The sequence below is a fragment of the Methylophaga sp. OBS1 genome, assembly GCF_026319365.1.
In genome coordinates, this window is the sequence record NZ_JAPDMS010000001.1 from 1,303,676 (window position 1) to 1,330,553 (window position 26,878).

Genomic DNA, 26,878 nt, shown 5'->3' on the forward strand with positions numbered 1-26,878 from the left:
TCACGCCCCTTTCGGTAACCGTTTTTCTATGACATTAGACAAGGCCTGACGCATAGGTGCTGACTTAATCCGTTGCAATACATCGACGGCAAAAGCATAAGTCAGCAGGCTGCGGGCAGCTGTTTCGTCCAAACCACGGGCACGCAGGAAAAACAGGTGCTGTTCATCAATCTGACCGACGGTACTGCCGTGGGCACATTTGACGTCATCGGCATAGATTTCCAGTTCCGGTTTGGTATCGATTTCACAGCTGCGAGACAGCAACAGGTTCTTGTTGCTCTGGCTGGAATCGGTTTTCTGGGCATCTTTGTGCACATTCACCTTACCGTTAAATACGGCATGGCTGTTGCCATCAAGCACGCCTTTGTATACCTCATCACTGGTGGTGTTGGGCACGGCATGATCGATACGCGTGTGGTTATCGACATGCTGGTCACCAGTGACCAGATAAAGACCATCCAGCGTGACGTGCGCTTCTTCACCCAGCAACTGGCTGTGAATATCATTACGCGCCAGTTTGCCGCCCAGTGAAATATTATTGGTATGCCAGTTACTGCCGGCCGCCTGTTTTGAGGCCAGGGTCGCGATATGGTAATGCGCCAAGGATTCGTGCTGCAGTTTGAAGTGATTCAACGTGGCTTTTTCATCCAGCTTCACTTCGGTCACCACATTGGTGAAACCTTCGGTGTCTGCCAAGCTGACATAGTGCTCCAGCAAGGTCACTTCCGCATCCGCTTCAACCTGAACCAGATTACGCAAGTGGCTGGCCAGCTTTTGGTTTTCAGCGGTACTGATAACCAGGAGTTCAACTGGTTTGCTGATGGTTTTGCCCGCATTCACCTGTAGCACCAGACCGTCTTGCATCAACATGGTGTTGATGGCATTCAGACCCGGTTTCTCTAAATCGATCTGCTCACCCAGCATAGACTGGGCATTGTCGAGCCCCTCTGCCAGTGGCTTGATAGACAGGCCTTCTTCCAGGTCTTCAAGCTCGGACAATTCAACACTGAAACGGCCGTCAATAATGACAAAGCGATAGGCATCTTCCAATGCAGCCACGTGTGCCAACTCGGTTTTATCCAGGCTGACTGCATTGGCATCGTGACTGAAACCTTCCTGGCTTAAAGACCACAGAGAGGTGTATTTCCAGTCCTCAACTTTTTTCGCCGGCAAGCCGTGGCGTTCAAACTGCGCACGGGCTTTGTCGCGCAGTTGCTGCAACCAGCCGAGTTCAGTGCCCGGCAGGGTTTTGGCAGAAGCCACTTCGCCAAATGGCGTTGTGATTTCAGTTAACTGTTTCATGCGGTTTGACCTTCCGGTGCATCGTGAACCCAGCTGTAACCGGATTTCTCCAATTCTTTAGCCAGTTCCTTGTCGCCGGATTTAACAATTTTGCCTTCAGACAATACATGGACGAAGTCCGGCACGATATGGTCGAGAAGACGCTGGTAGTGCGTAATCATGACGATCGAACGATCTTCAGCACGCAGGGCATTGACCCCTTCAGCAACAACACGCAGTGCGTCGATGTCGAGACCGGAGTCGGTTTCATCAAGAATCGCCAGTGCCGGTTCCAGGACCGCCATCTGCAGAATCTCGTTGCGTTTTTTCTCACCGCCTGAGAAGCCTTCGTTCACATTACGGTGCAGGAACTGTTCATCCATTTTGACCAGCTTCATGCGGTCACGGACGAGATTCAGGAAGTCAATCGCATCAACTTCATCCAGCCCCTGATATTTGCGAACCGCGTTCAGGGCAGCTTTCAGCAGATAGATATTGCTGACACCCGGGATTTCTACCGGATATTGGAAAGCCAGAAACACACCACGCTGAGCGCGTTCTTCCGGTTCCAGGTCCAGCAGGTTTTCACCTTTATAGATGACTTCGCCCTGTGTCACTTCATAGCCGTCACGGCCGGCAAGCACATTGGACAATGTACTTTTGCCTGCGCCGTTCGGGCCCATGATGGCGTGGACTTCGCCTGGATTGACGGTCATATTGATGCCGCGGAGGATTTCTTTCCCTTCAACGCTGGCATGCAGGTTTTTAATTTCTAACATGTATAAGTCTCTATATTTCTGAAAATCCGAATGGGTTCTCGTTCGTTTAACCGACGGAACCTTCTAATGACAAACCGAGCAGGTTCTGCGCTTCGACTGCGAATTCCATCGGCAGCTCACGAATGACCTGTTTGCAGAAACCGTTCACAATCATCGAGACCGCATCTTCGGCATCCAAACCGCGCTGCTTACAATAGAACAGCTGGTCTTCGCTGATTTTTGATGTCGAGGCCTCGTGCTCCACCTTCGCTGTCGGGTTTTTCACCTCAATATATGGGAAGGTGTGGGCACCGCATTTGTCGCCCATCAGCAATGAGTCGCACTCGGTGTAGTTACGGGCATTTTCTGCATTGGGCCCGACACGAACCAGGCCGCGATAGGCGTTTTGTGAACGGCCGGCAGAAATACCTTTGGAGATGATGGTCGAGCTGGTGTTTTTACCCAGATGTATCATCTTGGTACCTGTATCGGCCTGTTGCATGTTGTTGGTGACCGCCACGGAGTAGAACTCACCGATAGAGTTGTCACCCTGCAGGACGACACTGGGATATTTCCAGGTGATGGCTGAACCGGTTTCCACCTGAGTCCAGGACACTTTGGAGGACTCACCACGGCAGGCAGCACGTTTGGTGACAAAGTTGTAGATGCCACCCTTACCGTTTTCATCACCGGGATACCAGTTCTGCACGGTGGAGTATTTGATTTCAGCCCGATCCAGCGCGACCAGTTCTACGACAGCAGCGTGAAGCTGGTTTTCATCACGCATCGGTGCGGTACAGCCTTCCAGATAGCTGACATAAGCGTCGTCGTCAGCAATGATCAGCGTACGTTCGAACTGACCGGTATTAGCCGCGTTGATACGGAAGTAGGTCGACAGTTCCATCGGGCAACGCACACCTTTGGGAATGTAGACGAAAGAACCGTCACTGAAGACCGCTGAGTTCAGCGCTGCGTAGTAGTTGTCCTTATAAGGCACCACACTGCCCAGATATTTTTCAACCAGTTCCGGGTGTTCTTTCACGGCCTGAGAGATAGGCATAAAGATAATGCCCTCTTCTGCCAGCTTGTCCTGGAAAGTACTGGCCACAGACACACTGTCAAACACCGCATCGACGGCAACACCGGCGAGACGGGCACGTTCATCCAGTGGCACACCCAGTTTTTCATAGGTACGCAACAGCTCCGGATCGACTTCATCCAGACTTTTCGGACCGTCGTCTTTTTTCTTCGGCGCTGAGTAATAGCTGATTTGCTGATAGTCGATCTCAGGATAATGCACATGCGCCCATTCCGGCGTGTCCATGGTCAGCCAGTGGCGATAGGCTTTCAGGCGCCATTCCAGCATGAACTCAGGCTCTCCCTTGATACGGGAGATTTCACGGACAACCTCTTCACTCAGGCCTGGCGGCAGACTTTCTGCCTCAATGTCGGTAACAAAACCGGCCTTGTATTCTCTTTGAGTAATCGACTCAAGTTGTTGACTTTGCTCAGTCATGAAACTCACCATCCTGTATTGTTGCTTTACTCATCCCGGCTGCAGATGAGTAGAATCTAATTGGGCTTATCCCCGATGTATTCTGCGATGTCAGCATATCTGAGAGCTTAACTTCATCCAGTGCGTGAAACACCGCGTTGTTAATGCGCGTCCAGTTAGTCTGGACCGCACAGTGCGTTTCCTGCTCACAGTGGCTTTCACCACTGACACATTCGGTCAGGGCTATGGGGCCTTCAATGGCCGTAATGATTTCCGCTACTGAAATCTGTTCCGCTTCCCGACTCAGGCTGTAACCACCTGCGACGCCACGTTCCGATTGCAGGAGACCTTCATGGGATAAAGACTTCAATACTTTCCTGACGGTGGGTAACGGCACCTTTACCGCATCGGCGATGGCGTGAGCACTGTGCTGCTGTCTGGCGTGCGTTGCCAGATAGCTCATCAGCACAATGCCGTAATCCGTCAGTTTTCCCATTCGCAGCATAGCTGAACCTCCTAATTGGTACTATTATAGTATCAATTAAGACAATAACCAAGTGTTTTGCTCAGATATTGACGCGGGTCGAGTGAAAATTCCGTTGATTTCGCGTATGGTGATGAACTTTAAAACATGCAATTGTACTAAATTCCGCAACGCCTATTGAGTTAAATTCCAACCAGAGAGCCTAATAAATGAAATTAAAAGCACTGATTTTTTTACCCTTATTATTTGGAGCAAACGTAATGGCTGATGATCACGCCGCAACCCTGGACACAGACAAGCAGAAACTGAGCTACATCTTTGGTATTCAGGTCGGACAAAACATGCTGCAGGAAGGCGTCGAATTGGAACTGGACGCATTCAAAGCAGGTGTTGCCGACATGATGGCAGGTAACGAGCCACAACTGGATCAGGCCACGGCAGAAAAAGTGATTCAGGAATACCAGGCAGCAAAAGCCCAGGAAATGGCGAAAGTCATGAACGAAAAACAGGCTGAAGCAAAAGCCTACATGGCCGAAAATGCCAAGAAAGAAGGCGTTGTCACCACTGACAGCGGACTGCAATACGAAATCATCAAAGAAGGCGATGGTGCGACACCGACTGAAAACGATAAAGTCATCGCGCATTACAAAGGCACCCTGCTCGACGGTACCGTCTTTGACAGCTCTTATGACCGCGGCGAACCAGCCACTTTCCCGGTTAACGGTGTCATTCAGGGCTGGCAGGAAGCACTGCAGATGATGAAAGAAGGCGGAAAATGGCGCATCGTCGTCCCGGCCAACCTCGCCTATGGTCCACGTGGGGCGGGTCAGCTGATTGGTCCCAACGAAACACTGATTTTCGATATCGAACTGATCGCTATCACACAATAAGGCAAATGCCTGCCGTTGAAAAAGCCGCCCGAGGGCGGCTTTTTTTATGTCAGTCCAGTAGCTGTCTCAGGTAATCCCATTCGAAAAACGGCCCCGGATCCGTTTTGCGTCCAGGCGCAATATGTTCATGACCGGCAATTCGCTCATAATTGAGCTGGGGGTAAGCCTTACATAAAGCGCTGATAACCGCAGCCAGCTGATGATACTGGGTATCATCAAAGGGCTTGTCATCACAGCCTTCAAGCTCGATACCTATCGTAAAATCATTGCAGCGTTCCCTGCCTTGCCAGCTTGATACGCCCGCGTGCCAGGCCCGTTGATGAAATGGTACAAACTGAACCAGCTCCCCATTACGTCTTATCAATAGATGAGAGGAGACTTTCAGACCCTTCAGTTGTTCGAAATAGGGATGTTGTGAGCTGTCCAGCTGGTTCAGAAACAAGTCATCAATAAACCGTTGGCCGAACTCCCCGGGAGGCAGACTGATGTTGTGAATGACAATGCCTTGAATATCCGTCGGGTCGGGACGCTCATCATGGTTGGGTGATAAGTAGAACACCGCCTCATTGCAGCGTCCCTGTGTCAGATCAATGTTCAAACAGGCATTCCCTCAATGTCGTAGATTATTCAGTCTTCACGCGTTACCCTATTGAGTTTTTCAGTAAAGAGCCTTTCAATGACCATTGAAAACCCGTTACCGTCTGCGTTTATCGACTCCCAAGTCAAGCTTGCCCTGCTGGAGGACGTCGGTCAACAGGATCTGACTGCCAATCTGATTCCGGCAGAGTCTATCGCCGAGGCCCAGCTAATCACGCGTCAGGACGCCGTGTTATGTGGCCGTGACTGGTTCAACGCAGTCTTCAGTCGTCTTGATGACCGTATTCAAATTGAATGGCTGGCAGCGGATGGGGATGCGCTTGCTGCAGACGCTATCATCTGTCGAATAAAAGGCCCAGCGCGCGCAGTTCTGACCGGTGAGCGCACAGCAATGAACTTTTTGCAGACATTATCTGCAACGGCAACAAGCGCCAGGCAATATGCGGATGCCGTTGCCGGACTGCCGGTCAAAGTGCTGGATACCCGCAAAACATTACCGGGTTGGCGGGTGGCACAAAAATACGCTGTGCGATGCGGCGGCTGCTTTAATCACCGCTTCGGACTCTATGATGGGATTCTCATCAAGGAAAATCATATCAATGCAGCCGGTTCTATTGCTGCAGCAGTATCACAGGCGCAATCACTGAATGCTGGTGTCCCTATCGAAGTGGAAGTGGAAAACCTGGATGAACTGAATCACGCACTGAATGCCGGTGCGGATATTGTGCTGCTGGATAACTTCGAACTTCAAACACTGAAACAAGCCGTGGCTATCAATGACAAAAAAGCCTTGCTGGAAGCATCCGGTGGTATCAGCCTGGCCAATATTCGTGAGATTGCTGAAACCGGCGTGGATAGGATTTCAGTCGGCGCTTTGACCAAGGATATTCAGGCCGTGGATTTATCACTGCGCTTTCAATAAAAAACCGCAGTTGAACATTGTCAGACTGCGGTTAACAAACGTCTAAAGATCAGAGATTATTCAAGACCCACTTGCCACAGCTCCTCGTTGGTTTCGACCACCTCACCGGTAGCTGCGTCAATTTCAATTTTTATCTCGCTGCCTTCGTAGGTATCAATGTCAAACTCATACGAGGAATCACCGTTGGACTCAATCTCGTATTCGACCTCGATGATTTCTCCAGGATAGAGCGCCAGTGCAATCGCTCTGGCTTCTTCTTCGTTGAATTTAACGTTTCTCTTGAACAGCGGATGGTTGGGATGATCCACCTCCTGTTCCAGCTCGATTAACTCACCCGAAGACTTCAGACACTCGACATCCCAGTCCTTACCATCCAATGCTCTGATATCAAACTCGTAAACTTCACGCCCATTTTCAAGCTTGAGTTCAACTTTGATGACATGGCCGTTACGCGCATTTAAAGCGACATCCAGACAGGTTTCAAACAGCTGGTTGTTATCAGCTGCAAGACTGGTTATTGGCCAGAACAGAATGACGGGTATTAAGGTTTTCAGCATGCTTGGTCCTGAAATAAATTGGGCCACCCGAAGGTAGCCCAATGTTGAAATTAAGCTGTGCTTTACAGCGTCAGCTTGAAGCCAATCCAACCTGCTCTGGGCGCACCGGGACCAACAAAGCGAGGGTTTTCATATTGTTCCAACCCAGCTTCACCCGGTTCACCGTACAGGCCGAAAGATTCGTACTCGTTATCAAAAACGTTATCTATACGGCCAAAGAACTCAAAGTTCTCAGTGACTTTGTATCGTCCATGCAGATTAAATACAGTATAGCCTTCGATCTTTTTATCAACGTTGGCTTCATCACCACGGAAGTACTGACTGGAGCGGTATGAAGCTGTTGTACCCAGTGAGAGCTTTTCTGTAAACGCATAATCAAAGCCAACATTGATGTTGTGCTCAGGCTGATTCGGCAATCTATCACCTTTACTGACAGAAAAGACTTCATCTTCCTCATTCACTTCACGGCTATAGGAGAAGTTGTCTTCGAATGTCGCACGGATGTATGAATAGTGTGCAAACCAACTCAGTTTGTTAACGGCACCGTTTGCACTTAATTCCAGACCAGCACGTGCTGTTTTATCAATGTTATCGAAGACACCTGTGTTTAATACCGGTGTGTCATCATCGGCATCGTTGAAGAAGAACAGGTCATCTTCCAGCTCTGTGTAAAACACACCGGCTGACCAGTTGAAGTTAGCCTGTTGACCACGCAGACCGGCTTCAACTGTTCTGGCCACGACATCATCTAATGGCGGATCAGCAAGGAATGCATTGGGGTATGCACAAGGTGAATCCGGCTCAGCACATGTCAGTTCTGACGGCGTTGGTGCACGGTTGGACTCACTATAGTTGGCATAGGTGGTCAGGTTCTCTGTCAATGCATAAGTGGCACCGACCGATGGGTTAAACCGCTTGAAGTCATGCGTATTGCCAGACTCATTCAAGTCTTGGGTCCCACCTTGGCTGGTGCCTGAAATATCAATCGCGATCCAGTTGTATCGACCACCGACAGTCAAATCCAGACGCTCTGTGAGGCTGTGAGTATTGGTGAAGAAAATGCTGTAAGTGTTAGTGTCGATTTCTCCATCGACGCGTTCATCCAGCAACTCAATTCCCGTGCCATCAGTGCCCCGGGTCTCAGTCAGGTAAGCGATCTCAGAGCTGGCAGAGTAATCCACTTTGGAGCGGTCAAAGGAGACACCGACTGTCAGTTGGTTCTCTCTGCCAAAGAGGTCATTGAATGAAGTTGTCTGGACACCAAAGCCCCAGCTGTCCTGTTCAGTTTGACTCCGGTTATTCAGGCCCAGACCTTCAACCTCAAAGTCACCATCTTCCAACTCTGCCTCAACGTCATAGGCAGGGTTATCAAAATCGCCCAGAGTAACCGCACCTGCACTGGTTCTGATCGGGTTACCATCATCATCAATAATCTGACTACCTGCGGCATCACCATCCGCCTCAAACTCACCGCCATCGCCATTGAACGAACTACGGTCGCTTCTGCGGTAGTAGGTGTTGGCAGCTAACATTGTGGTGTCATTAATCCAATGTGAGCCATTCAGAGTGAACATGCGGAGTTCATTTTGCGTGTTATCTGGATAGGTGAAAACGGCATCGCGATCTGCCGCAACAAGTTCGACTGGTGAAGCGCCGTTACCATTCAAATCACTATCAACAGCCGTGATACCAAAGTCCAGCGTGGTGTCTTCGTTGGCATAGCTTAAGTTCGAGAAAAACTGCTCTACGCGTGAGGGTGAAAAGTCACGCCAGCCATCTTCTTTGGTAATGGAACCAGTCACATAATAAGCCAGGTTCCCATCGCTACCACCACTCTCAATCGTGCCTGAATCACGACCGAATGAACCGGTGTAAGCCTCAAAGCTATGACCGGGATGCGTGAAACCTGTTTTTGTTCTGATTGACAGTGCACCACCCAGGGTATTGAGGCCAAACACAGGGTTTGAACCGGACACCAGGTCAATATCTGCAATCGCCGCTTCCGGCAGTAATTCGAAGTTAATCGCATCACCGAATGGTTCATTGACACGAATACCATCCATGTAGACGGACAGGCCCTGGGCACTACCGACCAATGGTGAAGCGGTAAACCCGCGATAATTCAAATTAGGCTGAAAAGGATTATTCTGAGCAGCGCTGATGTTGACACTGCCCATGGTTCGATTCAGTAAATCGGATAAATCCAGGCTCTGGACTCTTTCTATATCACTGGCATCAGCCGATTGTGTTTTCGTTGGAATTCTATCGGCTTCCAGACCAACACCACCAATGGGTGTTGTACCGATTACCTTGATATCACTCAGCTCTACCTGATCCTCATCTGCAGCGAGGACCGGGGCTGACACCAGCGCAGAGGCCAGCATCAGACTTAATGCTTTCTTTTTATGCGGAACTTGCATTACTCATTACTCTCCCGAAATCTTTTATCGTTGTTATGGTTATAGTCAAACCGATTCTAATTAAGCACGGAAAATGCCAACTCTGAAAAATGTTTTATGACAACCAGTTACTTTTAAGCAGTGGTGCGGACCTCTGGTTTACTGGTTGATATAAACCACACAAACTGGCTGATATCACCCACCCTTAAACCAAGCCAGTGTGTTATGCAGACGAGTCACTTCACCAATGATCACCAGTGTTGGGGCCACCGGTTGTTCCCGCTCAGCGAGCAACGGCAATTCATCAATCGTGCTGATCCAGACTTTCTGGTTCTCAGTCGTGCCCTGCTGAACCAGCGCGGCCGGTTTATCTGCAGGCATACCATGCGCCTGCAACTGACGGCTCAACTCTGGCAAACCAGCCAGTCCCATATAAACCACAACTGTTTGACGAGGCTGCACCAGACTCTCCCAGTTGAGATCCAGTTCGCCCTGTTTTAACTGTCCGGTGACGAAAACACAGCTTTGTGCGTAATCGCGATGGGTTAGCGGAATGCCGGCATAACTGGCACAGCCGGAAGCCGCTGTGATGCCGGGCACCACCTGAAATGGAATCTTTTCATCAGCCAGTGTTTCGATTTCTTCGCCGCCACGACCGAAAATAAATGGGTCACCGCCTTTAAGTCTTAATACCCGTTTACCCTGCTTCGCATGCTGCAGAAGTAGACCATTGATTTCTTCCTGTCGCACTGCATGCCAGGCCCGTTGTTTACCCACATAAATCAACTCGGCTTCCTTACGAACCAGCGCCAGGATTTCTTTACTGACAAGACGGTCGTAAAACACCACATCCGCCTGTTGCATCAGACGCAATGCTTTGAATGTCAGCAAATCCGGATCACCGGGTCCGGCACCCACAAGATAGACCTCTCCCCGCCCCAGATCCTTGTTATCAGGATCCTGTAACTTTTCCAGCAGGGTCTTTTCCGCTAATTCTTCACGACCTGCCATCATGTGATCGGCCACTGGCCCTTCCAGCACCGACTCCCAGAAACGGCGGCGCTGGGAGACATTTTCAAACTTCTGTTTGACCTTGTCCCGGTAGCGGCCGACCAGATCACCCAGTTTGCTGTAAGACGGTGGAATCAGGGTTTCCAGTCTCGCACGCAGGTTACGGGCGAGAACCGGCGAATCGCCACCGCTGGAGACCGCGACGACTATCGGTGAACGGTCCAGTATTGATGCCAGGATAAAATCGCAATGGTCCGGGCTGTCAGCCACATTCACCAGAATATTTCGGGCTTTGGCGGCCTCATAAACAGCGGCATTGACTGTCTCATCATCGGTGGCAGCGATGACCAGTCTCTCCTGCCCCAGTTGAGAAGGGTCGAACCTGGCTTCAAGCCAGTGAACCTGTTGGCTGGTCACCAGCTTTTGTGAGCTCGACGATAGCTTCGGCGCGACAATGGTCACGACAGCCTGGGCTTTGAGTAGCAGACCAGCTTTTCTGGCGGCGATATCTCCGCCGCCGACAACCAGACATGATTGCTGCTTTAAATCTAAAAATATCGGTAAGAAATCCATTACTGTGCTTTCAATGGTAAAGAGAGCCCCTGCAGAACATAGGCATTATCGAGGTTTTGCACCACAGCAACGACACTCAGGTCATGGTGCTTCCATGTCGGATCCAGTGGGACTGTGGTCTGAATTTGGGTGGCATCATCGCCGGCATCAATTGAAAACGGGCCCAGCCAGCGTCTGACCAGATTCTGATGGTTAAACACCGCACCGATATTATCACCACCGTGAATTTCACTGATGATATTGTCTTCCGTCACGGCCAGATAAAGCTGACTGTTAGCCTGATTTTCCTCGCCGAGCACCGTTACCGCAGTGTCGATGTTGAGCGTGTCGTCCGTTTTTTTGACCCTCAGGCTGATTTCGGCTTCCGAATCAAAGCTGTTGATAAATTCAATCACATCAGTGCCATGCTCGCGCCAGTTATGGACCACTTCGCCACTGATAAAGAGCTCCGGAGTAAAAACCGTCTGATACAGGTTCAAACGCGCCATCTGCCGCTGCCGCTCAGTGAACCGGGGTTTGGCAAAACGGTCTACCCAGCCTTTTTTGTCATCCAGGTAATCGACATGAAAACCAAGCACAATCAACTGTGCTTCGCTGTAGCCTTGTTCCGGTAAATGTTCTACCCAACGCTCTGCTGCCGGACACAGGCCACACCCCTCGGAAACAAACAGCTCCAGCACCGCCATCTGTTTATCAGCGCTCTCGGCCTGCCACTGCTGTGCTGCTACAGGGTGAGTGATTAGCAAAGTGATAATCAGCAAAAGGCCTGTTTTCATTTTCAGCATGATAAGCCCCGAAAAACCCGTTTATTGATGTGAAACTTGCGGTTCCGGCGAGTTCCAGTGACTCACGTCAGTTATCTCTGCCAGTTCACGCATCACTGCCGTGGCATAAGAACCAGCGGGCAGGAAGAAGGACAGAGACAGGCTATCCTCACTGAACTCCCAGCTCAACGCCTGCGGTAACACCCGCAAAGGCCGCCTTTCCTGTTTGAGCCCGGCCTGTTCCAGCCCCTGCTGCCAGGTTTGCCAGTCTGCCAGTACAGCATTTTCCAGCGCCAGACTGTCGGCTTGATTCGCTGCTCTGCCGCGCCCCCAAAGTGGCCCTGTAATATCAATATCAAATGTATTCAAGCGCTCAGTGATGGTTTCATCAATGACTTCTGCCAGAAAAATACTGCTGCTACCGGCCAGTTGCATCACATCACCCGGCACGCCTGTCTGCCAGTTCTGTTGGTTGATACGGGCTGACAGCACCTGATTGAACAGCCAGGATCGCGCTGCAGATAGAATCATGCTTTTCTGCTGGCGCTTTTTAGGCTTTCTGCCGGTTTCGAACCACTGCTGCGCCCTGTCCAGATTAGAAAACTGGTGACCAAAGCGCTGTTCGGCAAAATAATTGGGTACCCCTTCGGATTGAATGCGCTCAAGGCTCTGTTCCCAGACAGCGCTGTCGCCATCAATGCCAGTCAAAATCAGTAAAAAGCGGTTACCCGACAATACACCGCGTTTGAGTTTTTTATTGTGTCGGGTAAGTGTTTTGATTTGACAGTCATCGGCTGAAAATAGCGACCAGTCAGGCTCTTCATGCCCTTCCGTTTTCACGGTAAACCATTGCGTGGTAACCGCATGTCGATCTTTCAAACCGGCATAGCCAACAGCCACATCCTCCACACCAGCAAATTGTGCCAGTTGTTTGGCGACCCAGTCGGTATTGCTGCCGGTTTTCTCTATCAGCAGCATAGCGTGACCGCCCTCACCGCTTGGTTCGAAAGGCAACTGTTCATCGACCCGGAAATGGTCCGGCTGCAAACGGATATTGGCGCGGCAACTGCCTGCCAGGGTGTTTGCACGTTGTAATGAATTGAAATCAAATGCCATCAGGCTTTCCTCAACAGGACAACAGCATGAGCTGCAATGCCTTCCTTACGGCCGGTAAAACCCAGCTTTTCTGTCGTTGTGGCCTTGATATTCACTTCATCTTCACTGACTGCCATATCGCTGGCGAGCAGGCTTTTCATCTCAGGGATGAACGGCGCCAGCTTGGGGGCTTGCGCGATCACGGTGGCATCGACGTTATTGACCACCCAACCACGTTCTAATAAGTCAGCCATCACCCGTCGCAACAACACGCGGCTGTCGATATTTTTAAAGGCTTCATCGGTATCCGGGAAATGATGACCGATATCCCATAAGCCAGCGGCACCCAGCAAGGCATCACAAATAGCATGGATCAACACATCACCATCAGAATGGGCTTCCAGGCCATGGCTGTGCGGTACCGTCACCCCACCGATGATTAATGGCCGGTTCTCGGCGAAACGATGTACATCATAGCCGTGACCTATGCGCATTACTGTCCTCTGCTTTGTTGTTCCAGATACAGGCTGGCGAGCGCCAGATCCTGCGGTAGGGTAATCTTGATATTATCCTGATGCCCTTCCACCATCATCGGCCGTAATCCCATCAGTTCCACCGCACTGGCTTCATCGGTCACGGCAAGGCCTTGTTCAGCCGCTGATTCCAGCGCCTGCTTTAACAATTTGAGACGAAACATCTGCGGCGTGCCCGCTCGCCATAGACCATGACGATCCACGGTTTCAACAATAACGCCACTGTCATCAACCCGTTTGACAGTATCGGTGACAGGCACCCCCAGAATACCGCCAACTTCATGCTCTCTTAATTGCAACAGCATCTGATCAATATCGCTGTGACGAATACAGGGGCGAGCTGCATCATGCACCAACAGCCAGGGATTATCGTCGGTTTTCTCAGCAAGCGCTGCCAGTGCATTGGCTACGGAATCAGAGCGCGCCTCACCGCCGTTTGTCAGCAGCAACTCACAATCAAGCTGAAGCGCCAGTTCGGGCCACCAGGGATCATTTTCCGCCAGTGCGACAACGATGCCTTCAATCTTGGGATGGGAAGCGAGTCGCTCCAGGGTATGCTGTAGCAAAGCTTTGTTATTGAGCTTGAGATATTGCTTGGGAATATCGGCGCCCATGCGACTGCCGATGCCGGCTGCCGGGACGACAGCCCATACGGCTTCACTTTTGCTCATCTTGCTCTTCTATGACATGAAAAAAAGTCTCGCCTTCTCTGATCATGCCCAGTTCACTGCGGGCACGTTCTTCCAAAGCATCGAGACCACTTTTCAAATCCTGAACTTCCGCTGCCAGTACCTGGTTACGCTCGGTCAGTTTTTCATTATCCAGTCGCTGTTTTTCTACCTGATGGTGCAAACGCAGCAGCGACGGCAGCCCGTCATGACTCAGCCATAATCGGTATTGCAGTAATACCAGCAGAATGGCCAGGAAAATCATGACGGGCTTAGTCATCAGGCCTTACTTGACGTTGAACGCCTTCATGCCCGGATAGCTGGCCTTGTCACCCAGCTCTGCTTCAATGCGCAGCAACTGGTTGTATTTAGCAACACGGTCTGAACGTGACAAAGAACCGGTTTTGATTTGACCTGCATTAGTAGCGACCGCCAGATCGGCAATGGTGGTGTCTTCGGTTTCGCCACTGCGGTGAGAAACCACGGCGGTATAACCATTTTCCTTGGCAAGGTTAATCGCATCCAGAGTTTCTGACAGCGTACCGATTTGATTGACCTTAATCAGGATGGAATTACCGACACCTTTAGTAATGCCTTCCTGCAGGATCTTAGGATTGGTCACGAACAGGTCATCACCGACCAGCTGCACTTTGTCACCGATTTTATCGGTCAGCAGTTTCCAGCCTTCCCAGTCATTCTCATCCATACCGTCTTCGATACTGATGATGGGGTATTTGCTGACCCAGTCGGCCAGCAGATCGGCAAACTCGGCAGAAGACAGAGAACGGTTTTCAGAAGCCAGCACGTACTGACCATCCTTGTAAAACTCTGAACTGGCGGCATCGAGGGCCAGCATGATGTCTTTACCGGCTTCATAGCCGGCATTTTTGATGGCCTGCAGTATGACTTCAATCGCCGCTTCGTTAGACGGCAGGTCCGGCGCAAAACCACCTTCATCACCGACAGCAGTGTTAAGGCCTTTGCTGTTCAATACTTTTTTCAGTTCATGAAATACTTCCGCACCGTAACGAATCGCTTCACTGATGCTGCTGGCACCAACCGGCATAATCATGAATTCCTGCAGATCCACGCTGTTATCGGCGTGAGAACCGCCATTGATAATATTCATCATCGGTACCGGCATCACCGCTTCATCGCTCGCTGCCAGGTACTTGTACAGCGGCTTTTTGGCGTCAGCTGCCGCAGCACGGGCAGTGGCCATGGAAATGGCCAGCAAGGCATTCGCCCCCAGACGGCCCTTGTTTTCAGTGCCATCCGTTTCAATCAGCTTATTGTCAATCGCACGCTGATCAGTGGCTTCCATACCCAACACCGCTTCACGCAGTTCACCATTGACGGCGGCGACAGCTTTCAGGACGCCTTTACCCAAGTACCGGGCTTTATCGTCATCACGCAGTTCCACGGCTTCACGTTCACCGGTGGAGGCGCCGGAGGGTACCGCAGCACGGCCCATAGCACCGCTTTCCAGCACAACATCGGCTTCTACGGTTGGATTGCCACGTGAATCGATAATTTCACGTGCTATTACATCAATAATCTTGCTCAATGCTTTGCTCCCATCTATCAAGAATTGTTTTCAGGGACTTATCGTTTCGCCAGCAGGGCGTCTTCGATGTAGTCCTGTTGTTTAACTGTGCTATCGATGGCCTGCAGCGTTTCCAGCAAAGCGGATAACTGATGCAGAGGCCAGGAATTCGGGCCGTCACTCAGGGCTTTTTCAGGCTCAGGATGGGTTTCCATAAACAGGCCTGCCACGCCGGTTGCCACTGCGGCACGGGCCAGTACCGGTACAAATTCACGTTGACCGCCAGAGGCACCGCCCTGTCCGCCCGGTTGCTGAACCGAATGAGTAGCATCAAATACCACCGGACAATCCATGTTGCGCATAATGGGCAGACCGCGCATATCCGAAATCAAGGTGTTGTAACCGAAAGAGGTGCCGCGTTCGCATAGCATGATCTGTTCATTGCCAGTAGATTTAGCTTTCGCCGCGACATGTTGCATATCCCACGGGGCCAGAAACTGGCCTTTCTTGATATTCACCGGCAAACCCTGACTAGCAACATTGACAATGAAATTGGTCTGGCGGCACAAAAAGGCAGGTGTCTGCAAAACATCAACGACACTGGCCACTTCGGCCAGCGGGGTATCTTCATGCACGTCGGTCAAGACCGGCAGATTGAATTCTTTTTTGACCTTTTCCAGAATCGCCAGGCCGGCTTCCACGCCCGGTCCGCGATAGCTCTTGGTGGAGGTGCGGTTGGCCTTATCAAAAGAAGACTTGTAGATAAAGTTGATACCAAGCTTATCGGTGATTTCCTTGAGCTGACCGGCAACGTCCATCGTCATTTGCTCACTTTCGATGACACAGGTACCCGCGATCAAAAACAGCGGCTGACGGTTTCCAGCTTCAAATCCGCATAATTGCATTAGTGGTTACCCCGCTGCGTTTTGTTCTGTTTGGCTGCGCTGATAAAGCCCTCGAATAAGGGATGACCATGTCGCGGCGTCGACGTGAATTCCGGATGGAACTGGCAGGCGACAAACCATTGATGTTCCGGGATTTCAATCATTTCTGCGAGACTCTGATCCTTGGACATGCCTGAGAATACCAGGCCTGCCTTTTCCAGCGCTTCCATGTAATTGTTATTAAATTCGTAACGATGGCGGTGACGTTCGATAATCTCATCAGCACCGTAGATTTGATGGGCCAGACTACCCGCTTTCAGCTGGCAGGAGTAACCACCCAGCCGCATGGTGCCACCCAGATCAGAATCCTGATCCCGCTGCTCGACGGTGCCATCCGCTTTCTGCCATTCGGTGATTAGACCAATCACCGGATCTTTCGTGTTTAAATCAAACTCGGTGCTGTAGGCCTGCGGCAGACCGGCTTTGTGACGGGCGTATTCAATCACAGCGACCTGCATACCCAGACAAATCCCCAGATACGGAATATTGTTTTCACGGGCAAACCGGGCTGTTTCAATCATGCCCTCAACACCGCGCTCACCAAAGCCGCCGGGAACAAGAATCGCATCCATGTCCTTGATGCAGTCGGTGCCCTGCTGTTCAACCTGCTCAGAGTCAACATAATGCACATTGACCCTGGTGCGGGTGTGAATACCAGCATGAATCAGTGACTCAGACAGGGATTTATAGGCTTCGGTCAGCTCCATGTATTTACCGACCATGGCGATATTGACTTCGCCTTCCGGATTGCTCAGGTTTTCGTAGACCTTTTCCCACTGGCTCAGATCAGCCGGCTTGGCATCGATACCGAGTTGTTTGACGACGATGTCATCCAGTCCCTGGCGGTGCAGTTCCATCGGGATTTTATAAATGCTGTCGACATCAATCGCGGAGATAACCGCTTTTTCCGGGACATTGGTAAACAGCGCAATCTTGCGACGCTCTGATTCCGGCAACGGACGGTCAATACGGCACACCAGAACATCAGGCTGAATACCGATAGTACGCAGCTCTTTCACCGAATGCTGAGTCGGCTTGGTTTTGATTTCACCTGCAGAAGCGATATAAGGCACCAGTGTCAGGTGCAGGAACAGCGCGCGTTCACGGCCCAGTTCGGTCGCCATCTGACGGATGGTTTCCAGGAAAGGCAGCGACTCGATGTCACCTACGGTACCGCCAATCTCAATCAAGGCGACGTCGGCATCATCGGCGCCTTCGTAAATGCAGCGCTTGATCTCATCGGTGATATGGGGAATGACCTGAACCGTGTTACCGAGATATTCGCCACGGCGTTCTTTACGAATCACGTTTTCGTAAATCTGGCCGGTGGTGTAGTTGTTACGACTGCTCATATCTGCGTCGATGAAGCGTTCGTAGTGGCCTAAATCCAGATCAGTCTCGGCACCGTCTTGAGTCACAAACACCTCGCCGTGTTGCAGCGGGCTCATGGTGCCCGGATCGACGTTGATGTATGGGTCCAGCTTAACCAGGGTGACCTTCAGACCACGGGCTTCAAGTATCGCAGCCAGTGATGCCGCGGCGATCCCCTTCCCGAGAGACGACACAACACCACCAGTGACAAAAATAAATTTAGTCATATTATGGAGAGTTCAATAAAAATGACGCGGCCAGAATGGCTGCGCTCAAAATACGGTATAAATTATCAGAATTGCCCTGTCCGCTCAATCAAAAACTGGTTTCGCAGATGCCTGTTCCAGCACCGGCAGCCACCCTTTTTCGCCAATATCCGCGGCGTAGTGTTCTGCATAGCCATAACCCACAACGGCTACCAGTTCATGATCGACAAAAAGCAACGGGATTTGCTGACGTTGCCAGGGTGGCACATCCCACTCCTGAAACAACTGTTTGAGTGACTTATGTTGCGCATGGCCCTGCAGTCGAATGCGCTCCCCGCCCTCGCGGAATTTCAGTTTCAACGGGCGATTCAGTACATGCTGTTTGAGGCCTTTACCGGACTCCAGTTGCCATCTAAGCAGACGCCCGTCGGCCAGTCTGATCTCGTCACTGCCGGTTATCTCAAATTCACCTAAATCCAGCGGCTCGTCGCGATCCGGCTCGATGAAAATCACATCACGGTAACGCCTTATCATCGCCCCCGGCCAGTGCACTTCAGGATTGCGGTCTTCGGCAGCCGGAATGACCTCATCAATAATCCTTTGCAGAATGGCGGCAGAGGGCAGTGGCAGAGAGTTTTGCTCCAGGGCATAACGCAGCAGATTGCGTTGTCTTGCCTGGGGCAACTGGCTCAGTGCGGAAATGGACAGGCGATTCTTTTGCTCCGGGCACACATGCCGGGCATCCAGACTGCCTAGATCACGCATCAGTTCAACCGCTTCGCGGCAATGTTCTGCACTGCGGCTCATGGTTTTTGATGCAGTCGGCCAGCGCTCATTCAAACGCGGCCAGATTTGGTGACGCAGATAATTACGATGAATGCTGAGATCGGTGTTGCTGGGGTCATCAATCCATTGCAGCTGGTGCAACCGGGCGTACTCCAGCAGCGCCTGCTTGGAAACGTTGAGAAAAGGTCGAATGATACTCAGGCCATCAAGTGTTGCTTCGGGCCACATGGCTGATAAACCAGCCGGTCCGGCTCCACGCAGTAACTGGAGCATCAGCGTTTCTGCCTGATCATCCTGATGCTGGGCAGTAAGCAGCACCTCATTCGCTGATAGATCATAACGAAAGGCATGATAGCGGGCCTCACGGGCAGCAGCTTCGAGACCCAACTCCTCCCGCTTTTCCACGCTGACCTGGATGGATTCGAACTTAATGTTCAGCGCCTGAGCAACTTGCCTGCAATGCACGGCCCAGTCAGCAGATTCAGCATGCAGGCCATGATCGATATGCAGAGCACGTAGGGCGGGCAATTGGGGATGGCGGGTGGTAGCCAGCAGATGCAGCAGCACGTGAGAATCGACACCGCCACTGAAGGCCACACAGACAGCGCGTCCATCCACCCGTTTTATCAGATCAACAATACATTGTTGGGGGTTGAGAGACACCCCGACGTTAACCCTCGAATTCGCCGTAGCTCAGGATCCGTTGTTGACGACGCTTAATCAGATTATCGTGGGAAACCGCTTCCAGCTCCTTGATTTTGGCTTCGATCGACTTTCTGATGCGGGCCGCCATTTCCTCAACATTACGATGCGCGCCACCCAGCGGTTCCGGCACCACCTCATCGATCAGATTTAATTCCTTCAGCCGGTCGGAGGTCACACCCAGGGTAGCAGCGGCATCAGAGGCTTTCTCGGCGCTCTTCCATAAAATCGAAGCGCAACCTTCCGGTGAAATCACGGAATAAATACTGTATTGCAGCATCATCAGGTGATCAGCGACACCAACAGCCAGCGCCCCGCCCGAGCCACCTTCACCAATGACAGTAGAAATAATCGGGGTTTTCAGCTTGGCCATTTCAAACAGGTTACGGGCAATGGCTTCACTCTGCCCACGTTCCTCGGCACCAATACCCGGATAGGCACCCGGCGTATCGATAAAAGTAATCACCGGTAAACCAAAACGCTCTGCCATTTTCATAATACGCAGCGCTTTGCGGTAACCTTCAGGACGTGGCATGCCAAAGTTGCGGGCCACTTTTTCCTTGGTATCTCTGCCTTTCTGGTGACCGATGACGACGACCGGACGGCCATTGAGACGACCGATACCGGTGACCAGGGCACTGTCGTCAGCATAAGTGCGATCACCATGCAGTTCTTCAAAGTCACTGATGATGTGTTTGATGTAATCCAGTGTGTAGGGACGCTGTGGATGTCGCGCCATCTGGGTCACCTGCCAGGGCGTCAGCGAGGCGAAAATTGACTTGGTCAGTGATTCACTTTTTTCCTTTAACTTCTGAATCTCTTCAGTGATGTTGAGATCACTGTCGTTACTCATGTAGCGCAACTCATCGATTTTCGCTTCCAGTTCGGCGATGGGTTGTTCGTAGTCAAGGAAATTTAACTGCATCAGGTTAACCTTACATCCAAAATTGTCGAATTATACACAGAGGCGGCGGACAAAACTTAGTTGAGGATCAATTCATCGTCGTCGTCATTGTCGACCGCGCCTTCGCCGAGACGGATAGCGAGACTGAGGTCATTCCGCGAATCCGCGTTCTGCAGTGCCTCTTCCATCGTGATCTTACCGTCCTTGAAGAGTTTAATCAGCGCCTTATCAAAGGTAATCGTACCCGGATCGGTCGACTCTTTCATCGCATCCTTGATACTGCCGACCTCCCCTTTATTGATGAGTTCGGAAATATATGGCGTGTTGAGCATGATCTCGACGGCCGGCACCCGGGTGCTGCCATCCACAGTCGGCAACAGACGCTGCGACACAATTGCCCGCAGGTTCAGTGACATATCCATAAATAACTGACGGTGCAGGCTTTCCGGGAAAAAGTTGATAATGCGGTCCAGTGCCTGGTTGGCATTATTGGAGTGCAGTGTAGCCAGACACAGGTGACCGGTCTCAGCATAGTTAATCGCGTGCTTCATGGTTTCCATATCCCGGATTTCACCAATCAGAATGACATCCGGCGCTTCCCGCAATGCGTTTTTCAGTGCGTTTTCGTAATTCAGGGTATCGATGCCGACTTCACGTTGCTGGACAATCGAACGTTCATGGGCATGAACAAATTCCAGCGGATCTTCAATCGTCAGAATATGCGAGCTGGCGTTTCGGTTTCGATGGCCAATCATTGATGCCAGCGTGGTCGATTTACCGGAACCCGTCGCTCCTACTACCAGAATCAAACCGCGTTTTTCCATCACGATATCACCCAGTACCGGTGGCAGATTCATCTCTTCAAAACGCGGGATCTTGGTTTTGATATAACGGATAACAATCGAACACTCACCGCGCTGACGGAAGATGTTAACCCGGAAACGACCAACGCCCTTGAGTGGTACCGCGAAATTCATCTCCAGCGTTTTTTCGAACTCGGCAACCTGCTCCTCATTCATCAACGCATATGCCATCTCACGCACATCACCCGGTGCCAGTTTTTGGGTACCCACAGGTCGAATCACACCCTGAATTTTGATGTGAGGTTCGGTGCCGGTGCAAAAAAACATATCTGATGCTTCTTTGTCCGCCATCAACCTGAAATACGGAGTCATATCCACGCGGCTTATCCTCAGAATTATCTATCTAATCAATCAGTCCAATCGTACACGATAGACTTCGGCCAATGAAATCTCTCGCGCTCGGGCTCTGGCGAGGGCATTATCGGTGAGTGAGACCATCCCTTGCTGAATAGCATGTTGATGAATTTCACCCGATGTTATGTCAATGTGGATCAATTTCCGCAGACTATCACTCACTTCCAGCAATTCATAGACTGCGAGGCGTCCGGCGACGCCTGTCTGATTACAATGTTCACAACCACGACTGTGATAGAAAATTTCCTTGTCACTGACATTGAGGGCATGCCTTATCGGCCCATCGACAGGTTCCTCTTCCAGACAATGCTGACAATTACGCTTAACCAGCCGCTGCGCCAGTACGCCCAGCAGACAGCCGGTTAGCAGGTAAGGCTCAATGCCCATTTCTAACAGCCGGGTCACAGCACCGGCTGCATCGTTGGTGTGCAGGGTACTCAGTACAAGGTGACCTGTCAGCGCACTCTCTACAGCAATCTTACCGGTTTCTTCATCGCGGATTTCCCCCACCAGAATCACGTCCGGATCGTGGCGAAGGATATTTCTCAATGCCCGGGCAAAGCTATAGCCGGTAGCGTGATTAATCTGGATCTGTTGAATGCCGTCCATATGGTATTCAACCGGATCTTCAACGGTGAGGATATTGACATTTTGCTTCTGTACCTCGGCGAGTGCTGCGTACAGCGTAGTGGATTTACCGGAACCGGTCGGCCCCGTTACCAGGAAAATGCCATTACTCCTGTTGAGCAAATCCAGAAAAAGACGCTGATCGTGATTCGAAAACCCTAATTCAGACACGGCTTTGAGCCCCACCTGAGCATTAAGCAGCCGAATCACCACGCTTTCGCCTTCAACCGTCGGCATAATTGAAATCCGCAAGTCGACCGGATTATTTTTGTGCTTAACACAGCAGCGACCGTCCTGGGGTAATCGTCTTTCGGCGATATTCATGCCGCCCAGAATTTTGATCCGGCTGATCACAGCAGCCAGTAAAGTCTTACTGAAAAACCGAATATTGGTGAGCACGCCATCCATGCGATAAATCAGTTCAACATTTTTATCACGGGGTTTGATGTGTATGTCGGAAGCACGGCGTTCGATCGCATCGACAATGATATTAGCTACCAGCCGCACAATCGGCTTTTCCGAACTGAGTCGCATCATTTCATCATGCGAATCAGCGGTTGGTTCCAGCGGCTGGATTGAATCATTGAGTGACTCCAGTGCCAGCTCATCATCGCGGGCCCCGTAGTACTTTCTGACCGCCCACTGAATATCAGCGGGCGTGGCGACCGTCACATCAATACTGTAGCCGGTAATGAAGTTGAGGGTCTGAAACAGATCCATATCCATCGGCGTGGCCAGTGCCACCAACAGGTGGGTTTTGTTTACCCTCAGCGGGATCACATCATGTTTACGCGCGAACTCAGCCGGGATGAGGCTCAATACGGACTCATCAAAAGGATAATCATGCAATCCAATAAATGGCAGACTTAAACGCTCGGCGAGTCTGCGCTGACTTCGCTCATCCGAGCTGCTTTGACGCACCGATTTTTCCGATGAATGCGCCTGCGAAGCAGTCTTCTGGCTTGCCTCAAGCGCCGCATCCAGCGCATCGTTTAACGAATCGTCGCTGACTGCGGTCTGTGTTGTTGTACTGTTGTCTCCCACAGACATGGAGCCGCCTTATACTGAGGACTTGTATTTCATTGTAACAGCAACCTTTCCCGGCATCGCAGCGATCTGATTGAGTAAGGTATCGCTTGGTGTGATCTGCCACTCTTCACCAAACTTGAACAGCGCACTGGCCTGTTGATTCTGATACCTGAGTTCCATCCCAAGCGCTCCCCCTTTAAATGGCGTCAGCGTATTTTTGAGCTGCTCCACCCAGGGATGAACCTCATCCTCACTGGAGAAGTTAATCTGTAATGCCTGTCCGAAAGCTTCCCGCGCCCCGGTGATATCAAACACTTTTTCCGCAGTGGCAGACAGGCCACCGGTGAAATTGTCCTGACCAATCTTGCCCTGAATAACCACCAGTTTATCGGGCTGAATAAAGCTCTGATACTGTTCGTAGACCTCACCAAATACCCGGACCTCCAGTCGTCCACTCTGATCATCCAGCGTAATAAAGGCCATCCGGCTGCCACTTTTCGATTTCATCGTACGGATGGCGACAATCAAACCGGCAGTCAGAACCGGTTTTTCATTGCGCTGATAGCCCTTGGATTCCGGCGCATCAAGTTCATTAATTTTTTTGGGGATGAACGCCGCGAGCTCGGCTTCGTATCGATCAATCGGATGGCCACTCAGATACAGCCCCAGCGTCTCTTTCTCTGCCAATAGCAGATGCTCTTCTGCCCATTCCGCAGCTGGCTCCAGCGGTTCATCCTGTTCTGTGTCACTTTCCGGACTGAGACCGAATAAATCATTCTGGCCACTGTCCTTGTCACGACGATGCTGCTCGGCAATCTGCATCGCCCGGGTCAGGCTGGCACTCAGACTGGCGCGATGACCGCCCAGAGAGTCCATGGCACCGGCTTTGACTAATGACTCCATCACCCGGCGGTTAATCTTGCGCATATCAACGCGGCGGCAGAAATCATAGAGCGAAGCAAATTCCTCACCCTGCTCACGCTCAGCCACAATACCGGCCAGCGCCGATTCACCGACCCCCTTGATCGCGCCGAGACCATATCGAATTGTGCGCTCATCCTCGACCGTGAATTTAATCTTGCTGTGGTTGACATCCGGCGGCATCACATTGAGTTTCATATCACGGCATTCGTCGATAAGCCCAACAACTTTGTCAGTGTTGTCCATATCCGCTGACAACACCGCAGCCATAAAGGCAGCGGGATAATGCGCCTTGAGCCAGGCAGTCTGATAGGCGACCAGCGCATAGGCTGCCGAGTGCGATTTATTGAAGCCGTACTCGGCGAATTTTTCCATCAGGTCAAAGATAGGACCGGCTTCTTTTTCCTCGATACCTCGGCCTGCTGCACCTTCCAGGAAGATTTGCCGCTGTTTGGCCATTTCTTCGGGCTTTTTCTTACCCATCGCGCGTCGCAGCATATCGGCGCCACCCAGGCTGTAGCCCGCCAGGATTTGCGCGATCTGCATAACCTGTTCCTGGTAGACGATAACGCCGTAAGTCGGTTTCAGTACCGGCTCCAGATCGGGATGCGGATAATCGACTTTGGCGCGACCGTGCTTACGGTTCACAAAGTCATCAACCATGCCTGACTGCAGCGGCCCGGGACGGAACAATGCCACCAACGCGATAATGTCTTCAAAGGTATCCGGCTGCAGTCGCTTGACCAGCTCTTTCATGCCACGCGATTCCAGCTGGAATACCGCGGTAGTTTCACAACGTTTGAGCAGATCAAATGTGGGTTTGTCATTCAGCGGCAGATTGGTGATGTCGATTTCGTCTGCTTTCTCCCCCAATAACGTGCGGACGTTATTCATTGCCCAGTCGATCACCGTCAGGGTCTTCAGCCCCAGAAAGTCGAACTTCACCAGTCCGACACTTTCGACATCGTCCTTATCAAACTGGGAAACCAGGCCCGCCCCGTTATGTTCGCAGTAGAGCGGCGTGTATTCAGTCAGTTCCTTGGGTGCGATGACGACGCCGCCGGCATGCTTACCGACGTTACGAGTCAGCCCCTCCAGTTGCAGCGCCAGATCAATCAGCGCTTTGACTTCTTCTTCGTTGTCATAACGCTCTTTTAGCTGAGGCTCCTGTTCCAGCGCCTTGGTCAGCGTCATTTTCAGTTCAAACGGCACCAGCTTGGCCAATTGATCGACAAAGCCATAGGGATGTCCCAGCACCCGTCCGACGTCGCGCAATACCGCTTTGGCCGCCATCGTGCCATAGGTGATGATCTGCGATACATGATCCCGGCCATAGTGCTGCGAGACGTACTCGATCACCCGGTCACGGCCATCCATGCAGAAGTCGACGTCGAAGTCAGGCAAAGACACCCGCTCGGGGTTCAGAAAGCGTTCGAAAAGCAGATCGTACTGAAGCGGGTCCAGGTCGGTGATTTTAAGCGCATAGGCCACCAGTGAACCGGCACCAGAGCCCCGTCCCGGCCCCACCGGCACGCCGTTATTTTTGGCCCATTGGATAAAGTCGGCAACAATCAGGAAGTAGCCCGGAAAGCCCATGGAGTTAATCACGTCCAGCTCAATCTGCAGACGTTCCTCATAGCGGGCCCGGTTGGCGGCACGCTCAGCCTCATCCGGAAATAAGACCTGCAAGCGTTCTTCGAGCCCTTTGAAGGAATCCTGAGCAAAGAATTCCTCAATCGTCATGCCTGCCGGCACCGGGAAGTCCGGCAGATAATGCTCACCCAGTGTCAGCTGAAGATTACAGCGCTTGGCAATTTCAACCGTGTTTTCGATCGCTTCCGGAATATCGGCAAAGACTTTTGCCATCTCATCGGCACTGCGCAGATACTGATGCTCCGAGTACAGTCGGGGACGACGGGGGTCATCCAGCTGACGACCATCGTGAATACACACCTTGGCCTCGTGCGCTTCGAAATGCTTGGCCTCCAGGAAACGAACATCATTTGTCGCCACTACCGGGATCTGCTTTTGTGCAGCCAGGGCTACCGCTTCACGCACAAAGCGTTCTTCATCCTCGCGGCCGGTGCGGATTAATTCCAGGTAAAAACGCTGGGGAAACAGGCGTTGCCAGAAAGCCAGCTGGTTCTGAACTTCGTCGTGCTGATGATTCAGTAGCGCCCGGCCCAGAATGCCCTCACGCCCACCTGACAGACAGATCAAACCGTCTGTCTGCCCTTCCAGCCAGTCGGCCTCCAGCATTGGCACCCCAAGATGCTGGCCCTCAATATAGGCCCGCGATAGCAATCGCGACAGATTATGAAAACCGTCCAGGTTCTTACACAAAACCACAAAACGGGTGCTGTGCTTAGCATCGTTGGGATCGCGCAGGCGTAAATCGGCACCCAGAATGGGTTTCACCCCGGCCTGCATCGCAGCATTGAACAGTTTCACTGCTGCAAACAGATTGTGCTGATCGGTAATGGCCACAGCGGGCATGCCGTATTCAGCGACCTGTTTAACCAGCGGTTTTACCCTGACCAGACCGTCGATCAGAGAATAATCGGTATGAAGATGAAGATGAACAAACTGTTCGGCCAT

The 26,878-nt window shown here is 51.5% G+C and carries 23 protein-coding genes; 2 read left to right on the forward strand and 21 right to left on the reverse strand.

The genetic code is table 11. From position 1 onward, the window contains the following. Genes sufD through OMQ46_RS06325 form a run of 4 tightly spaced genes read right to left on the reverse strand, consistent with a single transcriptional unit; the run spans position 1 to position 4,039 of the window. Entirely contained in the window at positions 1-1,302 is a 1,302-nt protein-coding gene (gene sufD / locus OMQ46_RS06310; protein WP_266234906.1) for a Fe-S cluster assembly protein SufD, read from the reverse strand. Beyond that, a complete protein-coding gene (gene sufC, locus OMQ46_RS06315; RefSeq protein ID WP_266234904.1) occupies positions 1,299-2,060 on the reverse strand; it encodes a Fe-S cluster assembly ATPase SufC in 762 nt (253 codons plus the stop codon). Before sufC ends, sufD begins: the two co-directional genes overlap by 4 nt. 46 nt (positions 2,061-2,106) lie before the next feature. After that, positions 2,107-3,555 carry a Fe-S cluster assembly protein SufB gene (gene sufB, locus OMQ46_RS06320; RefSeq protein ID WP_266234903.1) on the reverse strand — a complete coding sequence of 483 codons (1,449 nt, stop codon included), beginning with the start codon at positions 3,553-3,555 and terminating at the stop codon, positions 2,107-2,109. Beyond that, complete coding sequence (locus tag OMQ46_RS06325) at positions 3,548-4,039, reverse strand: SUF system Fe-S cluster assembly regulator (RefSeq protein ID WP_266234901.1); 492 nt, start codon at positions 4,037-4,039, stop codon at positions 3,548-3,550. The genes sufB and OMQ46_RS06325 overlap by 8 nt, the downstream gene beginning before the upstream one ends. 239 nt (positions 4,040-4,278) lie before the next feature. Here OMQ46_RS06325 and OMQ46_RS06330 point away from each other — a divergent pair, with 239 nt between their 5' ends. Beyond that, the gene (locus tag OMQ46_RS06330; RefSeq protein ID WP_266234899.1) at positions 4,279-4,908 is read left to right on the forward strand and encodes an FKBP-type peptidyl-prolyl cis-trans isomerase; all 630 of its coding nucleotides are present in this window, start codon (positions 4,279-4,281) and stop codon (positions 4,906-4,908) included. 49 nt (positions 4,909-4,957) lie between these two features. On the opposite strand, the gene ampD is transcribed toward OMQ46_RS06330, so the two are convergent. Beyond that, positions 4,958-5,506: a 1,6-anhydro-N-acetylmuramyl-L-alanine amidase AmpD gene (gene ampD, locus OMQ46_RS06335; RefSeq protein WP_266234898.1), complete on the reverse strand. Its 549-nt coding sequence runs from the start codon at positions 5,504-5,506 to the stop codon at positions 4,958-4,960. A gap of 78 nt (positions 5,507-5,584) precedes the next feature. Here ampD and nadC point away from each other — a divergent pair, with 78 nt between their 5' ends. Further along, complete coding sequence (gene nadC / locus OMQ46_RS06340) at positions 5,585-6,427, forward strand: carboxylating nicotinate-nucleotide diphosphorylase (RefSeq protein ID WP_266234896.1); 843 nt, start codon at positions 5,585-5,587, stop codon at positions 6,425-6,427. A gap of 56 nt (positions 6,428-6,483) precedes the next feature. On the opposite strand, the gene OMQ46_RS06345 is transcribed toward nadC, so the two are convergent. From OMQ46_RS06345 to dnaE, 16 genes are all read right to left on the reverse strand, one after another. Then, positions 6,484-6,984, reverse strand: coding sequence for a PepSY domain-containing protein (locus OMQ46_RS06345; protein ID WP_266234894.1), 501 nt, complete (start codon positions 6,982-6,984; stop codon positions 6,484-6,486). 62 nt (positions 6,985-7,046) lie between these two features. Beyond that, positions 7,047-9,404 (reverse strand): TonB-dependent receptor, encoded by a 2,358-nt coding sequence (locus OMQ46_RS06350; RefSeq protein ID WP_266234893.1) that lies wholly within the window; start codon positions 9,402-9,404, stop codon positions 7,047-7,049. Between the two features lie 174 nt (positions 9,405-9,578). Continuing rightward, positions 9,579-10,967 (reverse strand): siroheme synthase CysG, encoded by a 1,389-nt coding sequence (gene cysG, locus OMQ46_RS06355; protein ID WP_266234891.1) that lies wholly within the window; start codon positions 10,965-10,967, stop codon positions 9,579-9,581. Beyond that, positions 10,967-11,752, reverse strand: coding sequence for a DUF1223 domain-containing protein (locus tag OMQ46_RS06360; RefSeq protein WP_266234890.1), 786 nt, complete (start codon positions 11,750-11,752; stop codon positions 10,967-10,969). The genes cysG and OMQ46_RS06360 overlap by 1 nt, the downstream gene beginning before the upstream one ends. A 21-nt stretch (positions 11,753-11,773) precedes the next feature. Then, a complete protein-coding gene (gene truD, locus OMQ46_RS06365; RefSeq protein ID WP_266234888.1) occupies positions 11,774-12,847 on the reverse strand; it encodes a tRNA pseudouridine(13) synthase TruD in 1,074 nt (357 codons plus the stop codon). Further along, complete coding sequence (gene ispF, locus OMQ46_RS06370) at positions 12,847-13,320, reverse strand: 2-C-methyl-D-erythritol 2,4-cyclodiphosphate synthase (RefSeq protein WP_266234887.1); 474 nt, start codon at positions 13,318-13,320, stop codon at positions 12,847-12,849. Before ispF ends, truD begins: the two co-directional genes overlap by 1 nt. Then, complete coding sequence (ispD, locus tag OMQ46_RS06375; protein WP_266234885.1) at positions 13,320-14,030, reverse strand: 2-C-methyl-D-erythritol 4-phosphate cytidylyltransferase; 711 nt, start codon at positions 14,028-14,030, stop codon at positions 13,320-13,322. The genes ispF and ispD overlap by 1 nt, the downstream gene beginning before the upstream one ends. Further along, the gene (gene ftsB / locus OMQ46_RS06380; protein WP_266234884.1) at positions 14,017-14,307 is read right to left on the reverse strand and encodes a cell division protein FtsB; all 291 of its coding nucleotides are present in this window, start codon (positions 14,305-14,307) and stop codon (positions 14,017-14,019) included. Before ftsB ends, ispD begins: the two co-directional genes overlap by 14 nt. A gap of 6 nt (positions 14,308-14,313) precedes the next feature. Then, positions 14,314-15,594, reverse strand: a complete 1,281-nt coding sequence (gene eno / locus OMQ46_RS06385) for a phosphopyruvate hydratase (RefSeq protein ID WP_266234882.1) — start codon at positions 15,592-15,594, stop codon at positions 14,314-14,316. 38 nt (positions 15,595-15,632) lie between these two features. Then, the gene (gene kdsA, locus OMQ46_RS06390; protein WP_266234880.1) at positions 15,633-16,478 is read right to left on the reverse strand and encodes a 3-deoxy-8-phosphooctulonate synthase; all 846 of its coding nucleotides are present in this window, start codon (positions 16,476-16,478) and stop codon (positions 15,633-15,635) included. Continuing rightward, complete coding sequence (locus OMQ46_RS06395) at positions 16,478-18,115, reverse strand: CTP synthase (RefSeq protein WP_266234878.1); 1,638 nt, start codon at positions 18,113-18,115, stop codon at positions 16,478-16,480. Before OMQ46_RS06395 ends, kdsA begins: the two co-directional genes overlap by 1 nt. An 84-nt stretch (positions 18,116-18,199) precedes the next feature. Then, positions 18,200-19,543, reverse strand: coding sequence for a tRNA lysidine(34) synthetase TilS (gene tilS / locus OMQ46_RS06400; protein ID WP_266234877.1), 1,344 nt, complete (start codon positions 19,541-19,543; stop codon positions 18,200-18,202). Between the two features lie 7 nt (positions 19,544-19,550). Continuing rightward, on the reverse strand, positions 19,551-20,507 hold the full coding sequence (gene accA, locus OMQ46_RS06405) for an acetyl-CoA carboxylase carboxyl transferase subunit alpha (protein WP_266234875.1): 957 nt from the start codon (positions 20,505-20,507) through the stop codon (positions 19,551-19,553). Between the two features lie 56 nt (positions 20,508-20,563). Further along, a complete protein-coding gene (locus OMQ46_RS06410; RefSeq protein ID WP_416234827.1) occupies positions 20,564-21,667 on the reverse strand; it encodes a PilT/PilU family type 4a pilus ATPase in 1,104 nt (367 codons plus the stop codon). Positions 21,668-21,700: 33 nt separating this feature from the next. Beyond that, positions 21,701-23,380, reverse strand: coding sequence for a GspE/PulE family protein (locus tag OMQ46_RS06415; RefSeq protein WP_266234873.1), 1,680 nt, complete (start codon positions 23,378-23,380; stop codon positions 21,701-21,703). Between the two features lie 9 nt (positions 23,381-23,389). Beyond that, the gene (dnaE, locus tag OMQ46_RS06420) at positions 23,390-26,878 is read right to left on the reverse strand and encodes a DNA polymerase III subunit alpha (protein ID WP_266234872.1); all 3,489 of its coding nucleotides are present in this window, start codon (positions 26,876-26,878) and stop codon (positions 23,390-23,392) included.

What these genes read in the sequence shown, in the direction of transcription:
- sufD (WP_266234906.1), bottom strand. Translation starts at nt 1,302, where the DNA reads ATGAAACAGTTAACTGAAATCACAACGCCATTTGGCGAAGTGGCTTCT.
- sufC (WP_266234904.1), bottom strand. Translation starts at nt 2,060, where the DNA reads ATGTTAGAAATTAAAAACCTGCATGCCAGCGTTGAAGGGAAAGAAATC.
- sufB (WP_266234903.1), bottom strand. Translation starts at nt 3,555, where the DNA reads ATGACTGAGCAAAGTCAACAACTTGAGTCGATTACTCAAAGAGAATAC.
- OMQ46_RS06325 (WP_266234901.1), bottom strand. Translation starts at nt 4,039, where the DNA reads ATGCTGCGAATGGGAAAACTGACGGATTACGGCATTGTGCTGATGAGC.
- OMQ46_RS06330 (WP_266234899.1), top strand. Translation starts at nt 4,279, where the DNA reads ATGGCTGATGATCACGCCGCAACCCTGGACACAGACAAGCAGAAACTG.
- nadC (WP_266234896.1), top strand. Translation starts at nt 5,585, where the DNA reads ATGACCATTGAAAACCCGTTACCGTCTGCGTTTATCGACTCCCAAGTC.
- OMQ46_RS06345 (WP_266234894.1), bottom strand. Translation starts at nt 6,984, where the DNA reads ATGCTGAAAACCTTAATACCCGTCATTCTGTTCTGGCCAATAACCAGT.
- OMQ46_RS06350 (WP_266234893.1), bottom strand. Translation starts at nt 9,404, where the DNA reads ATGCAAGTTCCGCATAAAAAGAAAGCATTAAGTCTGATGCTGGCCTCT.
- cysG (WP_266234891.1), bottom strand. Translation starts at nt 10,967, where the DNA reads ATGGATTTCTTACCGATATTTTTAGATTTAAAGCAGCAATCATGTCTG.
- OMQ46_RS06360 (WP_266234890.1), bottom strand. Translation starts at nt 11,752, where the DNA reads ATGCTGAAAATGAAAACAGGCCTTTTGCTGATTATCACTTTGCTAATC.
- truD (WP_266234888.1), bottom strand. Translation starts at nt 12,847, where the DNA reads ATGGCATTTGATTTCAATTCATTACAACGTGCAAACACCCTGGCAGGC.
- ispF (WP_266234887.1), bottom strand. Translation starts at nt 13,320, where the DNA reads ATGCGCATAGGTCACGGCTATGATGTACATCGTTTCGCCGAGAACCGG.
- ispD (WP_266234885.1), bottom strand. Translation starts at nt 14,030, where the DNA reads ATGAGCAAAAGTGAAGCCGTATGGGCTGTCGTCCCGGCAGCCGGCATC.
- ftsB (WP_266234884.1), bottom strand. Translation starts at nt 14,307, where the DNA reads ATGACTAAGCCCGTCATGATTTTCCTGGCCATTCTGCTGGTATTACTG.
- kdsA (WP_266234880.1), bottom strand. Translation starts at nt 16,478, where the DNA reads ATGCAATTATGCGGATTTGAAGCTGGAAACCGTCAGCCGCTGTTTTTG.
- OMQ46_RS06395 (WP_266234878.1), bottom strand. Translation starts at nt 18,115, where the DNA reads ATGACTAAATTTATTTTTGTCACTGGTGGTGTTGTGTCGTCTCTCGGG.
- accA (WP_266234875.1), bottom strand. Translation starts at nt 20,507, where the DNA reads ATGCAGTTAAATTTCCTTGACTACGAACAACCCATCGCCGAACTGGAA.
- OMQ46_RS06415 (WP_266234873.1), bottom strand. Translation starts at nt 23,380, where the DNA reads ATGTCTGTGGGAGACAACAGTACAACAACACAGACCGCAGTCAGCGAC.
- dnaE (WP_266234872.1), bottom strand. Translation starts at nt 26,878, where the DNA reads ATGGCCGAACAGTTTGTTCATCTTCATCTTCATACCGATTATTCTCTG.